The organism is Pseudomonas sp. S2_B07, from assembly GCF_054668435.1.
In genome coordinates this window covers 1,681,989-1,694,876 of record NZ_CP162769.1, presented here as the reverse complement: position 1 = coordinate 1,694,876, position 12,888 = coordinate 1,681,989, and the positions used below count along the sequence as shown (strand labels likewise).

Below are 12,888 nucleotides of genomic sequence, written 5' to 3'. Positions count from 1 at the left end.
CTTAACGCCGCTGCGGTCTGACGAGCGTGGCGGCGCTCCCGTACTGGCGGCTCTCCAGTTTCTATCTGTTCTATTTCGCCTTGCTCGGTTCGACGGCGCCGTTTCTGGCGCTGTACTTCGATCACCTGGGGTTTTCCAGTGCGCGCATCGGCGAACTGGTGGCAATCCCGATGCTGATGCGCTGCGTCGCGCCGAACATCTGGGGCTGGCTGGGGGATTACACCGGCCGGCGCCTGGCCATCGTGCGCTTCGGCGCGGTGTGTACGCTGCTGACGTTCTCGCTGATTTTTATCAGTAAGACCTACGCCTGGCTGGCGATGGTCATGGCGTTGCACGCGTTCTTCTGGCACGCGGTATTGCCGCAGTTCGAAGTCATAACCCTGGCGCACTTGAAAGGCCAGACCTCGCGCTACAGTCAGATTCGCCTTTGGGGCTCTATCGGTTTCATCATCACCGTGGTGTTACTGGGCCGATTGTTCGAATGGCTCAGCCTCGACATCTATCCGGTGGCGTTGGTGTTGATCATGGCCGGTATCGTCGTCAGCAGCCTGTGGGTGCCGAATGCCCAACCAGTTCAGGGCCTTCGTGAAGCGGGGGACGGGTTTCTCAAGCAATTGCGCAGCCCCGGTGTGTTGGCGTTTTATGGCTGCGTGGCGCTGATGCAGATGAGCCATGGCCCGTATTACACGTTTTTGACCTTGCACCTTGAACGGTTGGGCTACAGCCGCGGCGTCATCGGCATGCTCTGGGCGGTCGGCGTGGTTGCTGAAGTGCTGATGTTTTTGGCCATGAGTAAAATCCTCGCGCGCTTCTCGGTGCGCCGGGTGCTGCTGGCGAGTTTCCTGTTGGCCGCCCTGCGTTGGGTGCTGCTTGGTTCGTTTGCCGAATTTCTCTGGGTGTTGCTGTTTGCCCAGGTGCTGCACGCGGCCACGTTCGGCAGCTTTCACGCGGCTGCCATCCAGTTCGTGCAACGTAGTTTCGGCGCACGCCAGCAAGGGCAGGGCCAGGCGCTTTACGCCGCGCTGGCCGGCACCGGCGGCGCATTGGGCGCGTTGTATTCCGGTTACAGCTGGAATGCCCTCGGCGCACCGTTGACCTTTAGTATTGCAAGCCTCGCAGCCCTGGCGGCTGCCGTTATCATTGCCACACGACTGCAAGAGGACAGGCCATGAGCCTTACCCGTGAACACCTCGCCCAGGAAATCATCGACGCCGGGCGTTTTCTGTATGGCCGCGGCTGGTCACCGGCCACCAGCAGCAACTACTCGACGCGTCTGTCGCCGAGCGAAGCGCTGCTGACGGTGTCCGGCAAGCACAAAGGTCAGTTGGGGCTCGACGATGTGCTCGCCACCGATTTGTCGGGCAACAGCCTGGAACCGGGTAAAAAGCCGTCCGCCGAAACCCTGCTGCACACTCAGCTCTACAGCTGGCGCGCGGACATCGGCGCGGTGCTGCACACCCATTCGGTGAACGCCACGGTGCTGTCGCGCCTGACCCCGGAAGATTTCATCGAGTTCGAAGACTACGAACTGCAAAAAGCCTTCAGTGGCGTATCGACCCACGAGTCCCGGGTGCGCGTGCCGATTTTCGACAACGATCAGGATATTGCGCGCCTCGCCGCCAAGGTTCAGCCTTGGCTGGACGCCCATCCCGATTGCGTCGGCTACTTGATTCGCGGCCATGGCCTCTACACCTGGGGCGCGCGCATGAGTGATGCGCTGCGGCAGATCGAGGCCTTTGAATTTTTGTTCGAGTGCGAGTTGAAGATGCGCGCGCTCTTCAACCGTAACGCATGAACCGTTAAGGAGTTGCCCTGATGAGCAGCCTGTCCGTTTACCACGTCTCAAGCCCTGACCTGCCGAACAAGGTACTGACCCATTTTGAAGACATCGCCTCGACCCTGGCCGAACAGGGCGTGCGTTTCGACCGCTGGCAAGCGGCGGCGAAGATCCAGCCCGGCGCCAGTCAGGAAGAAGTGATCGCCGCGTATCAGGAGCAGATCGACAAGCTGATGACCGAGCGCGGTTACATCACGGTCGACGTCATCAGCCTGAACAGCGATCACCCGCAAAAAGCCGAACTGCGCGCCAAGTTCCTCGACGAACACCGTCATGGCGAAGATGAAGTGCGATTTTTCGTGGCGGGTCGTGGCCTGTTTACCCTGCACATCGACGATTACGTCTACGCGGTGCTGTGCGAAAAGAACGACCTGATCTCGGTCCCGGCCGGCACGCCGCACTGGTTTGACATGGGCGAGCATCCGCATTTCGTCGCGATCCGCCTGTTCAACAACCCTGAAGGCTGGGTGGCCAATTTCACCGGCGAAGACATCGCCAGCCGCTTCCCGCGTCTTGAGGACTGAACCGATGCCGATCAAAGCGATTCTCACCGACATCGAAGGCACCACCAGCGCGGTGAGTTTTGTGTTCGACGTGCTGTTTCCCTACGCCGCGAAACACCTGCCGGAGTTTGTCCGTCAGCACGCCGCGCGCGCCGATGTGGCGGAGCAACTGTCGGCCGTGCGTCGCGACAGCGCCGAGCCGGATGCCGACGTTGAGCGGGTGATCGCCATTCTGCTGAGCTGGATCGCCGAAGACCGCAAAGCCACGCCGCTCAAGGCGTTGCAAGGCATGGTCTGGGAACAGGGTTATCAGGCCGGGCAGTTGAAGGGCCACGTTTACCCGGACGCCGTTGAAGCGCTCAAGCGCTGGCATCAGGAAGGCTATCAACTGTTTGTGTACTCCTCGGGCTCGATCCAGGCGCAAAAACTGATCTTCGGTTGTTCCGAGGCTGGGGATTTGTCGCCACTGTTCAGCGGCTATTTCGACACCACGTCGGGGCCCAAGCGGGAAGCGCAGTCTTACCAACGCATCACTCAGGCCATCGGGCTTGAGCCTGCGCAGATTCTGTTTCTGTCCGACATCGTCGAAGAGCTGGACGCTGCACGCACGGCCGGGATGGCGACCTGCGGGCTGGCGCGAGAGGGTGGGGAGTTGGCAGGCCATCTGACCGTCGACAGCTTCGCGCGAATCAACCCCTCCACCTTATAAAGCACACCACATAACAACGCAGGCCGTGAAGCGAAAGCTCACGGCCTGTTTGTTTTCAGCACTGCAACGATTTACGCCGTGTGATAAGTCGGCAAGGCAAATCGTTGCTGGCTTTGCAGCATGGAGATCTGCGGCAGTTCACTCGCCTGTTCGGCAAGGTCACGGCGAATCGCACTGATCACCCAGGTCAACTGATCACCCGCGTGCAATTGCTGGTAGGAAATCGAACGCTTGAACACACGGCCTTCGCTACTGCGCAAGGTCAGCAAAATTCCGCCGTCAGGACGCGCTTGGGTGGTGACTTCGAAGTTGGAGAACAGGGAGGTAAATTTTTCTTGGATCAGGCTCATGTCTATCAGCTCCGTTTGCACGAGATTGGCAAGCATGGAGAGGTAGTTGCAGCGATTGTGCCAGTATTTGAATTTAATAAAATCCTTATAAATCAATAAGTTAATTTTATGTCGGGTTTTCGCTTTCGTGCAATCTGCATGAATGGCCATCGTGCATCCTGCATTTTGAAAGATTGTTGCTGCTTCGATGGAACCAATCCGCACCTCGAGGTTCATCGTTCGTTTATCCGGGTTGCGGATACAAAACATTGCAAAATCCGCGTGTACAGGCCAAGAACCGCTGACGTATTTTCGAGCTCATGGAACGCCGCCCGACAATAAAAAAATCAGCGGGAGCACAGATGAAACGCAGGCCAAACGACACGATTACCTGGGGCATGATGCTCCGCAAACTGCCGACGATCGCCAGAACCATTCCCCGTGTGGTGAAGGGCCTGAAAGTCGCCAACGTCAAGGATCCGACCCAACCGTGTGGCCTGGGCTGGTGTTTCGAGCAGGCGACGTTGCGCAATCCCGATGGCCCCGCGTTACTGCAGGGCGACGTGACGCTGACCTATACGCAGGTCAATCAGTGGGCGAATCGCATTGCTCATCATCTGATTGCCCAAGGCATCGGCAAGGGTGACGTGGTCGCGGTCTTCATCGAGAACCGTCCAGAACTGCTGGTGACGATTCTGGCCGTGGCCAAGGTCGGCGCGATCAGCGCGTTGCTCAACACCTCGCAAACCCGCGATACCCTCGCGCACAGCCTGAATTTGGTAGCCCCCGTGGCGATCATTGTCGGCGGCGAACTGGTCCCGGCGTTTTCCCAGGTCCGCGAGCGGGTGTCCATCGCGCCGGCGCGAACCTGGTTCGTCGCCGATCAAGACACCTGCAACCATCCGGGCGTTGCCCCCGACGGTTTCATCAACCTGATGGCGGCGAGTGCCGACGCGTCCGAGGAAAACCCTGTCAGCAGCCAGCAGGTTTTTTTCGACGATCCTTGTTTCTATATCTACACCTCGGGCACCACCGGATTGCCCAAGGCCGGCGTCTTCAAGCACGGACGCTGGATGCGCAGCTCCGCCAGCTTCGGCCTGATCGCCCTGGACATGCAGCCGCACGACATCGTCTATTGCACCTTGCCGCTGTATCACGCCACTGGGCTCTGCGTGTGCTGGGGCTCGGCCATCAACGGTGCTTCGGGCTTTGCCATCCGCCGCAAATTCAGCGCCAGCCAGTTCTGGAATGACGTACGCAAATACCACGCGACCACCCTCGGTTACGTGGGCGAGTTGTGCCGCTATCTGGTGGATCAACCTACCAGCGCCGAAGACAGCCAGCACGGCGTGACGAAGATGATCGGCAACGGTTTGCGCCCCGGCGCGTGGGACACCTTCAAGACCCGCTTCGGCGTCGAGCATATCTGTGAACTGTATGCGGCCAGCGACGGCAACATCGGCTTCACCAACATTCTCAATTTTGACCACACCATCGGTTTCTCGCTGATGGCCTGGGAGCTGGTGGCCTACGACCACGACAGCGGCCAGCCGATTCGCAACGCCAAGGGTTTCATGAACAAAGTGCCCAAGGGCGTGCAGGGTTTGTTGCTGGCGAGAATCGACGACAAGGCGCCGCTAGACGGCTACACCGATCCGCAAAAGACCGAAAAAGTCGTGCTGCATGACGTGTTCAAGAAGGGCGATCGGTACTTCAACACCGGTGACTTGCTGCGCAACATTGGTTTTGGCCATGCACAGTTCGTCGACCGCTTGGGCGACACCTACCGCTGGAAGGGCGAGAACGTCTCGACCACGGAAGTGGAAAACATCCTCCTGCAACACCCGCACATCGCGGAAGCCGTGGCGTATGGCGTGGAAGTCCACAACACCAACGGGCGTGCCGGCATGGCGGCGATTACTCCGGCCGAATCCCTGGCTACCCTGGACTTCAGCGAACTGCTGGAGTTTGCTCGCCAGCAAATGCCGACCTATGCGGTGCCGCTGTTTTTGCGGGTGAAAGTGAAAATGGAGACCACCGGGACCTTCAAATACCAGAAGACCCGGCTCAAGGACGAAGCCTTCGACCCTGGCAAGACCGGCGATGACCCGATCTACGCCTGGTTGCCCGGCACCCAGACTTATGTGCAGGTTACCGAGCAGGTGCTGGCGGATATTCACAGCGGCAAGTACCGCTATTGAATGTGCCTATGGCGGCCCTTGAGAAAAAACAAGTGACAGCGCGGGGGCTGCTCGGGAAACTGTCGGCTTTACGAATAACCGAACAGGGAGCCCCCGATGTCAGATCAAAGCCGCCAGATGACCCCCGAAGAAGCCGCTGAATTTGCCGAACAGGTATTCAACAAGGCGCGCGAGGGCGATGCGGCCATGATGGCAGCGCTGTTGACCAAAGGCCTGCCGCCCAACCTGCGTAACCACAAGGGCGACACCTTGCTGATGCTGGCCGCCTACCACGGCCACGTGGACACCGTGAAAGTCCTACTCGAACACAAGGCCGACCCGGAAATCCGCAACGACAACGGCCAAAGCCCGATTGCCGGTGCCGCGTTCAAGGGCGACCTGGCGGTGGTCACGGCCTTGGTCGAGGGCGGCGCGCAAGTGGAAGGTTCGTCGTTTGATGGCCGTACCGCGCTGATGATGGCGGCGATGTTCAACCGCGTCGCCATCGTCGACTACCTGATCAGCAAAGGGGCCGATCCGAAAGCCAAGGACGCCAACGGCGTGTCGGCCCTCGATGCCGCTAAAACGATGGGCGCCGTCGACACCACCGCGCAGCTGGAAAAACTGCTGGGCTGATGCTTTGTGGTGAGGGGCATGCTCCCTCGCCACAGGTCTCCTCACGCTCGGTAACTTTCTGCGAATGCGCTATCCTTCGCGCCCTCAAAATTCACTCGCTACAGGATCCGCCTCATGAAAGCCGCACTCGTCGAACTCATCAGCAAAATCAGCTCCGGGTGCATGAGCGATGACCAAATCCTGAAAGTTGCTGACGAAGCGGCTCAAGCCTACGCCGATCCGCAGGCTTTTCTCACGGCCAACCCGGATATCAACTACGACGACACCTTCCCGATCCCGTTGGGTGAATGGGTGGTGGTCGGCAGTCTGCCGGAGACGGTGCTGTTCCAGGCCGACACCTACATGGACCTGTTCGCCCAGATCGTCGCCTCGTTCGGCCCTGGCGTTGATTTCAATATCAAACCCAAGCAGCTGGCCAAGACCGAAGCCCTGACCGCACTCAATCGCATTCAGGTGCAAATGGGTAGCATGAATAAGGAAAACGGTGGTTACACGCTGATGAACTTCAGCCAGCTGCTCGACGACGAGCTGCAAGTGGTGCTGGTCTACGGCAACGATGTGCCGCGTGTGCTTGAGCTGTGTGCCAAAGTTGGCATCGCCGCTGCGCCGTCGCTGGAAGCGCTGAAGATCGCGATTCACGTTTAAAAAGCGGAACCCTCGCAAGGCCCGGCTATCCTAAGGGTGCATATCACTCTTAGGGAGCGTCACCATGGGTTCTACGTTCAACAGCCTGGTCGCCTTGATCATTTTCGTGCTGGATATCTGGGCCATCATCAACGTGATAAAAAGTGGCGCCACCACCGGGATGAAAATCCTCTGGGTGCTGTTGATCGCGTTCCTGCCGGTATTGGGCCTGATCATCTGGGCCATCGCCGGGCCACGGGGCAACGTCCGCATCTGAGTGCGTCCTCACAACCGACACTGAACCTGTGGGAGCGCGGCTTGCCTGCGATGGAATCGCTGCGGTCTACCTAGACCGAGCCGTCCGCATCGCAGGCAAGTCGAGACGTCGCACCGCCGCTCCCACAGAGGAATGTGTCGACTTATCAAGTGAGGTTCGACCTGTCATCTTCCGCGACGTAGAATGCGCGCCTTTCCCGGTTAATCGAGCTGCTCGATTGGCCATCATGGGCGGGTAACCGTCCGTTGCCACCCGCATTCATCGGAGCACTTCCCATGAGCACTACCCCTGCCAGCGAATACCTGGAAACCCTCTACGAAGGCTATGGCCAGCGTTTTCGCATGGAAAAACTGCTGCACGAAGTGCGCACCGAACACCAGCACCTGGTCATCTTCGAAAACCCGCGCATGGGTCGGGTGATGGCGCTGGACGGCGTGATCCAGACCACCGAAGCCGACGAATTCATCTATCACGAAATGCTCACCCACGTGCCGATTCTGGCGCACGGCAGCGCCAAGCGCGTGCTGATCATCGGTGGCGGCGACGGCGGCATGCTGCGTGAAGTGGCCAAGCACCGCAGCATCGAACACATCACCATGGTCGAGATCGATGGCACCGTCGTCGACATGTGCAAGGAATTCCTGCCAAACCACTCCAAAGGTGCGTTCGAAGATCCTCGTCTGAACCTGGTGATCGACGACGGCATGCGTTTCGTCGCCACCACGACTGAAAAGTTCGACGTGATCATTTCTGATTCCACCGACCCGATCGGTCCGGGTGAAGTGCTGTTCTCGGAAAACTTCTACCAGGCCTGCCGTCGCTGCCTGAACGAAGGCGGCATCCTGGTCACCCAGAACGGCACCCCGTTCATGCAGATCGAAGAAGTCAAAACCACCGCCGGGCGTCTGCGCAGCCTGTTCCCGGACTGGCACTTCTATCAGGCGGCCGTGCCGACCTACATCGGTGGCTCGATGACATTTGCCTGGGGCGCGACCGATACCGCTTATCGCAAATTGTCCCGTGAAACCCTGCAACAGCGTTTCGCCGGCAGCGGCATCATCACCCGCTACTACAATCCAGAGATCCACATCGGCGCCTTCGCCTTGCCGCAATACGTGCTGCAAGCGGTGAACAAGCCAAGCAACGACTAAGGGTTGTACACACCCCCTGTGTAGGAGGGAGCCTGCTCGCGATAGCGGTGTGTCAGTCACATGATTATTGACTGACAGATTGCTATCGCGAGCAGGCTCACTCCTACAAAAACGGCAACCGGTTTCCTGTCAGAACACCGCAATTCGTTTGAACGATCAGTCAGCGCAAAAGTCCAGATGCATGTAGGCCCATCCATGGGCTTTATCGAGGAGGCACTGATGCAAAAGTGGAAAATCACTTTCGTGGATGATCACGGTGAAACAGTCGATGAAGTCTTTGAGTGCAACGAGTGTCCGGATAACGAGCACGCCGCCAAACTCATCAAGGCCCGACTTCTTCCCGTCGCTGCCAAACTGGATCTGAATGATCTGGAAGGGCGAACCGCTGATGCGAGCGTCAAAAGTCTCAAAGCCCAGAACAGCATACAAATCCTCGGCATCACGCCAATCTGAACCTCTCCTGTCTCATTCTCATTCAGGCCTTGGCAGCGGCTCTCTCTTGAGGCTACTCTGCAATCGAGATCAGCGAACGGATCGCTAAGGTCTGGTCTTGTCAGCTACATGCTTGCTTCCCACCGGCAACGAGGTTGCCGCATCGCGCGCACCACTCGGTTGCGCGTGCCGGGAATACGGAAAGTCTATCCATCACTATATGAGGGGGACGTTTCATGAGCACAGCCTATCAAGAAGACATCAGCAGCTCAGTGCTGCGCCGCATGAAAGAAGGCGGTTTCGACTTTTCAAGATTCCACCCCATCGAGTTCTACGCCATTTTTCCCGACGAGGAGCGGGCCCGCAGAGCAGCAGGTCATTACCGTGGCGAATCCCTGAATGCGCAAATCAGTGTGCGCGACGACGGGGCATGGGCGCTCGAACTGAGCAAAGTCATGTACGCCACTTACGATGACATCGGCGATTTCGAGCAAGGCTTCGAGGCGGTGGTCGAGCCTCTGGGCGGCATCATCGAAGGATGGGGCGTCAAGCAGGAGGTACGAGGGCTACTCGCATAATCCTATGAACAGTGACACGCACTAACGGCTGACCTTCGGGTTGGCCGTTTTAGTTTGCGGAGGGTCGTAAAACACGTCCGGCAAAACCCTGAAACAAGAATCCGGCGCAAAAAAAAGCCGCCTGAGCAGGCGGCTAAAGGGAAGTTCGGGCTGTTTATCCAGCGAATGCGCGGATTATCCCCGCCGGCGCCCGGGCAGTGAAATCAACTCTGACTATGCTGGTGATAGGCGACAACGTCGCCTTGCAATGAAGCGGGGGCTGTCAGGTTGGGGCGTTTGCTGCACAGGAATGGTGCGGTGAAAACGGAGCGATTATCCAACCGATTGATATCAAAGCGTTTCTGCCGCTGGCACGGGCCTTGCGAAGCCTAGATGTCCGGGTGACAAGGAGTACGGCATGATCCGCACCTATTTTGATGAAATGTACGATGCCGGCGGCCAGGTCCGCCCGCATTATCGGGAGTTTGCCCGTTGGCTGGCCGAAACGCCTGACGAGCTTCTGGCACAACGGCGACGCGAGGCCGATCTGTTATTTCATCGCGCCGGGATAACCTTCACGCTCTACGGGGACGAGCAGGGGACAGAGCGCCTGATTCCCTTCGACACCATCCCCCGCAGCATTCCTGCCAGCGAATGGCGGGTCGTCGAGCGCGGCTGCATTCAGCGGGTCAAGGCACTGAACATGTTCCTTGCCGACCTCTATCACGAGCAGCGCATCATCAAGGCCGGCATCATCCCGGCCGAGCAAGTGCTGGCCAACGAGCAATACCAGTTGGCGATGCAAGGGCTGGATCTGCACCGGGACATCTATTCGCACATCTCAGGTGTCGATCTGGTGCGCGACGGCGACGGCACGTACTACGTGCTCGAAGACAACCTGCGTACACCGAGCGGCGTCAGCTACATGCTCGAAGACCGCAAGATGATGATGCGCCTGTTCCCCGAACTGTTTGCGGCGCAACGCATTGCGCCTATCGATCACTATCCGAATCTGCTTCTGGATACCCTGAAAAGCTCCAGCCCGATCGATAACCCGAGCGTGGTGGTGTTGACGCCGGGTCGCTTCAACAGCGCATTTTTCGAGCATGCCTTTCTGGCTCGGGAAATGGGGGTTGAACTGGTGGAGGGCGCGGACCTGTTCGTGCGCGATGACAAGGTGTTCATGCGCACCACGGACGGGCCGAAAGCTGTCGACGTGATCTACCGTCGCCTCGACGATGCGTTCCTCGATCCGCTGGCGTTCAATCCGGATTCGATGCTGGGTGTTCCGGGGCTGCTGTCGTCGTACCGTTCCGGCAACGTCGTGCTGGCGAATGCCATCGGCACCGGGGTGGCGGACGACAAGTCGGTGTACCCGTTTGTCACCGACATGATCCGTTTCTACCTCGACGAGGAGCCGATCCTGAAGAACGTGCCGACGTTCCAGTGTCGCAATCCCTCCGAACTGTCCCACGTGCTGGCCAATCTTCCGGATCTGGTGGTCAAGGAAACCCAGGGCTCTGGCGGTTACGGAATGCTGGTGGGGCCGGCGGCGACGGCGGCGGAAATCGAATCGTTCCGTGCACGGATCAAAGCCAAGCCCCACGCGTACATCGCGCAACCGACGTTGTCCCTGTCGACCTGTCCGACCTTTGTCGAAAACGGCATTGCGCCACGCCACATCGACCTGCGTCCGTTTGTATTGTCTGGCCGCGAAACCCGGGTCGTGCCCGGCGGTTTGACCCGTGTTGCTTTGCGTGAAGGCTCTCTGGTGGTGAATTCCTCCCAGGGTGGCGGAACCAAGGACACCTGGGTGGTCGAGGATTGAAGGAAGCCTGCCATGTTAAGTAGAACTGCCTCGGATTTGTATTGGATGTCGCGTTACCTGGAGCGGGCGGAAAACCTCGCACGGATGCTCGACATCAGTTATTCGCTGTCGCTGATGCCGCAGGATGGTCGCGGCAACGGGCTGCACGAACTCGCCATGCCGCTGCTGATCACCGGCACCCTGGACGATTACCTGGAGCGCCACGGCGAGTTGCATGCCGAACGGCTGTTGCATTTCTTCGCCCTCGATGCGGCCAACCCGGCGAGCATCTACAGCTGCCTCGGTTCGGCGCGAGCCAGTGCCCATGCGGTGCGTGGGCGAATCACCGCCGACATGTGGGAAAACATAAACGCCACCTGGCTGGAAATTCGCGGGATCGCCGAACAGGGCTTGAGCCGCTATGGCATGAGCCGTTTTTGCGAGTGGATCAAGGAACGTTCCCACCTGTTCCGGGGCGCGTCCTACGGCACCATCATGCGTAACGATGCGTTCCGCTTCATTCGTCTGGGGACGTTTATCGAAAGGGCCGACAACACGCTGCGCCTGCTCGATGCACGCTACGAAATGGCCGGCGATCAAGCCGAAGCGGTCAGTGACAGCACGGCGCACGCCTATTACCAGTGGAGCGCCTTGTTGCGAGCGCTGTCGTCGTTCGAGGCGTACACCGAGATCTACCGCGACGCCCCCGGTGCCCGGCATGTGGCCGAGTTGCTGTTGCTGCGCGCGGATGTACCGCGTTCCTTGCGCGCGTGCACCGAAGAAATCGACCAGATTCTCGCCAGCCTGCCGGGGGCCAACGGCCGCCCCGCGCAGCGCCTGGCCGCCGAGATCGACGCACGCCTGCGCTACACCGGCATCAACGAAATTCTCGACGAAGGCCTGCATGCCTGGCTGACCGAATTCATCCCGCTGGTGCGCCAGTTGGGCAACGCCATTCACAGTTCTTACCTGGAGGCTGCATGAGACTTTCCATAAGCCACGAAACCACCTATCACTATGAAGATCAGGTGCGGGCGAGCATCCAGTATTTGCGACTGACACCCCATGACAGCGAGCGTCAGCACGTGCTCAGTTGGCAACTCGACCTGCCGCGCCCGGTGCGCGCGCAACTCGATCCGTTCGGCAACATCCTGCATGTACTGACCATGGACGAGCCGCACGAGGCGATCATCATTGGCGCCCGTGGTCAGGTGGATATCGATGAACTGCGCGAAGCCGAACATGAGAGCCAGTCGGCGCTGCCGTTCCTGCGTTTCACCCGGCTGACCGAAGCCGACGAAGCCTTGCGAGCGTTCGCGCAAAAGGAATGCAAGACCCGTCGGGATCGCACCGCACTGATCGACTTGATGCATGGCCTGAACCAGCACATGACCTACACGCCAGGCTCGACCGAAGTCGACACCAGCGCGGCCCAGGCCTTTGCCGGACGTTCCGGCGTCTGTCAGGACCATACCCATGCGTTTCTCGCCTGTGCGCGAAGCCTGGGCATTCCGTCGCGTTATGTGTCGGGTTATCTGTACAGCGAGAACAGCGAACACCTGGCCAGTCACGCCTGGGCGGAAGCCTGGCTCGATGATGCGTGGTACAGCTTTGATGTGACCAATGAATTGGCCCGGCCCGAGCGCCATTTGAAGCTTGCCGTGGGCCTGGATTATCTGGACGCCTGTCCGGTACGCGGAATGCGCCGGGGCGGTGGGTGTGAGCAGATGCATGCGAAGGTGTTTGTGTCGCCGACGCCGATGCCGGTTATCTCCGTCCAGCAACAATAATCAGGCGCCTTACAAATCCCTTGTAGGAGTGAGCCTGCTCGCGATAGCGGTCTGCC

15 protein-coding genes are annotated in these 12,888 nt (G+C 59.2%); 14 read left to right on the top strand and 1 reads right to left on the bottom strand.

The window, feature by feature from the left end:
- The first annotated feature begins 26 nt into the window (after positions 1–26).
- The 4 genes from AB4N43_RS07840 to mtnC are packed head-to-tail and all read left to right on the top strand — an operon-like array spanning position 27 to position 3,049.
- Positions 27–1,172: an MFS transporter gene (locus AB4N43_RS07840; protein WP_410922420.1), complete on the top strand. Its 1,146-nt coding sequence runs from the start codon at positions 27–29 to the stop codon at positions 1,170–1,172.
- Positions 1,169–1,795, top strand: a complete 627-nt coding sequence (locus AB4N43_RS07835; RefSeq protein WP_194939804.1) for a methylthioribulose 1-phosphate dehydratase — start codon at positions 1,169–1,171, stop codon at positions 1,793–1,795. The genes AB4N43_RS07840 and AB4N43_RS07835 overlap by 4 nt, the downstream gene beginning before the upstream one ends.
- A gap of 20 nt (positions 1,796–1,815) precedes the next feature.
- Positions 1,816–2,361, top strand: a complete 546-nt coding sequence (locus AB4N43_RS07830; RefSeq protein ID WP_123434165.1) for a 1,2-dihydroxy-3-keto-5-methylthiopentene dioxygenase — start codon at positions 1,816–1,818, stop codon at positions 2,359–2,361.
- A 4-nt stretch (positions 2,362–2,365) separates the two neighbouring features.
- A complete protein-coding gene (mtnC, locus tag AB4N43_RS07825) occupies positions 2,366–3,049 on the top strand; it encodes an acireductone synthase (RefSeq protein ID WP_410922418.1) in 684 nt (227 codons plus the stop codon).
- A gap of 71 nt (positions 3,050–3,120) precedes the next feature.
- On the opposite strand, the gene AB4N43_RS07820 is transcribed toward mtnC, so the two are convergent.
- The gene (locus tag AB4N43_RS07820) at positions 3,121–3,399 is read right to left on the bottom strand and encodes a DUF3509 domain-containing protein (protein WP_027922506.1); all 279 of its coding nucleotides are present in this window, start codon (positions 3,397–3,399) and stop codon (positions 3,121–3,123) included.
- A 341-nt stretch (positions 3,400–3,740) separates the two neighbouring features.
- Here AB4N43_RS07820 and AB4N43_RS07815 point away from each other — a divergent pair, with 341 nt between their 5' ends.
- From AB4N43_RS07815 to AB4N43_RS07770, 10 genes are all read left to right on the top strand, one after another.
- Complete coding sequence (locus AB4N43_RS07815) at positions 3,741–5,579, top strand: long-chain-acyl-CoA synthetase (RefSeq protein WP_460153706.1); 1,839 nt, start codon at positions 3,741–3,743, stop codon at positions 5,577–5,579.
- Between the two features lie 96 nt (positions 5,580–5,675).
- Complete coding sequence (locus AB4N43_RS07810) at positions 5,676–6,194, top strand: ankyrin repeat domain-containing protein (protein WP_027922508.1); 519 nt, start codon at positions 5,676–5,678, stop codon at positions 6,192–6,194.
- 114 nt (positions 6,195–6,308) lie between these two features.
- On the top strand, positions 6,309–6,839 hold the full coding sequence (locus AB4N43_RS07805) for a hypothetical protein (protein ID WP_460153704.1): 531 nt from the start codon (positions 6,309–6,311) through the stop codon (positions 6,837–6,839).
- A gap of 64 nt (positions 6,840–6,903) precedes the next feature.
- Entirely contained in the window at positions 6,904–7,095 is a 192-nt protein-coding gene (locus tag AB4N43_RS07800; RefSeq protein ID WP_027922510.1) for a PLDc N-terminal domain-containing protein, read from the top strand.
- Positions 7,096–7,370: 275 nt separating this feature from the next.
- Complete coding sequence (gene speE, locus AB4N43_RS07795) at positions 7,371–8,246, top strand: polyamine aminopropyltransferase (protein WP_027922511.1); 876 nt, start codon at positions 7,371–7,373, stop codon at positions 8,244–8,246.
- A 219-nt stretch (positions 8,247–8,465) separates the two neighbouring features.
- Entirely contained in the window at positions 8,466–8,699 is a 234-nt protein-coding gene (locus AB4N43_RS07790) for a hypothetical protein (protein ID WP_059181336.1), read from the top strand.
- Positions 8,700–8,914: 215 nt separating this feature from the next.
- Positions 8,915–9,256 carry a ribonuclease E inhibitor RraB gene (locus AB4N43_RS07785; protein WP_027922513.1) on the top strand — a complete coding sequence of 114 codons (342 nt, stop codon included), beginning with the start codon at positions 8,915–8,917 and terminating at the stop codon, positions 9,254–9,256.
- Positions 9,257–9,653: 397 nt separating this feature from the next.
- Positions 9,654–11,063, top strand: coding sequence for a circularly permuted type 2 ATP-grasp protein (locus tag AB4N43_RS07780; RefSeq protein ID WP_027922514.1), 1,410 nt, complete (start codon positions 9,654–9,656; stop codon positions 11,061–11,063).
- Positions 11,064–11,075: 12 nt separating this feature from the next.
- Complete coding sequence (locus tag AB4N43_RS07775) at positions 11,076–12,026, top strand: alpha-E domain-containing protein (RefSeq protein WP_027922515.1); 951 nt, start codon at positions 11,076–11,078, stop codon at positions 12,024–12,026.
- Positions 12,023–12,832, top strand: coding sequence for a transglutaminase family protein (locus AB4N43_RS07770; RefSeq protein WP_027922516.1), 810 nt, complete (start codon positions 12,023–12,025; stop codon positions 12,830–12,832). The genes AB4N43_RS07775 and AB4N43_RS07770 overlap by 4 nt, the downstream gene beginning before the upstream one ends.
- Positions 12,833–12,888: the final 56 nt, after the last annotated feature.

Bases quoted from the DNA above. Each gene is read 5' to 3' on its own strand.
- AB4N43_RS07810 (WP_027922508.1), top strand. From the start codon at position 5,676: ATGTCAGATCAAAGCCGCCAGATGACCCCCGAAGAAGCCGCTGAATTT.
- AB4N43_RS07815 (WP_460153706.1), top strand. From the start codon at position 3,741: ATGAAACGCAGGCCAAACGACACGATTACCTGGGGCATGATGCTCCGC.
- AB4N43_RS07785 (WP_027922513.1), top strand. From the start codon at position 8,915: ATGAGCACAGCCTATCAAGAAGACATCAGCAGCTCAGTGCTGCGCCGC.
- AB4N43_RS07770 (WP_027922516.1), top strand. From the start codon at position 12,023: ATGAGACTTTCCATAAGCCACGAAACCACCTATCACTATGAAGATCAG.
- speE (WP_027922511.1), top strand. From the start codon at position 7,371: ATGAGCACTACCCCTGCCAGCGAATACCTGGAAACCCTCTACGAAGGC.
- AB4N43_RS07775 (WP_027922515.1), top strand. From the start codon at position 11,076: ATGTTAAGTAGAACTGCCTCGGATTTGTATTGGATGTCGCGTTACCTG.
- AB4N43_RS07780 (WP_027922514.1), top strand. From the start codon at position 9,654: ATGATCCGCACCTATTTTGATGAAATGTACGATGCCGGCGGCCAGGTC.
- mtnC (WP_410922418.1), top strand. From the start codon at position 2,366: ATGCCGATCAAAGCGATTCTCACCGACATCGAAGGCACCACCAGCGCG.
- AB4N43_RS07835 (WP_194939804.1), top strand. From the start codon at position 1,169: ATGAGCCTTACCCGTGAACACCTCGCCCAGGAAATCATCGACGCCGGG.
- AB4N43_RS07790 (WP_059181336.1), top strand. From the start codon at position 8,466: ATGCAAAAGTGGAAAATCACTTTCGTGGATGATCACGGTGAAACAGTC.
- AB4N43_RS07830 (WP_123434165.1), top strand. From the start codon at position 1,816: ATGAGCAGCCTGTCCGTTTACCACGTCTCAAGCCCTGACCTGCCGAAC.
- AB4N43_RS07805 (WP_460153704.1), top strand. From the start codon at position 6,309: ATGAAAGCCGCACTCGTCGAACTCATCAGCAAAATCAGCTCCGGGTGC.
- AB4N43_RS07800 (WP_027922510.1), top strand. From the start codon at position 6,904: ATGGGTTCTACGTTCAACAGCCTGGTCGCCTTGATCATTTTCGTGCTG.
- AB4N43_RS07820 (WP_027922506.1), bottom strand. From the start codon at position 3,399: ATGAGCCTGATCCAAGAAAAATTTACCTCCCTGTTCTCCAACTTCGAA.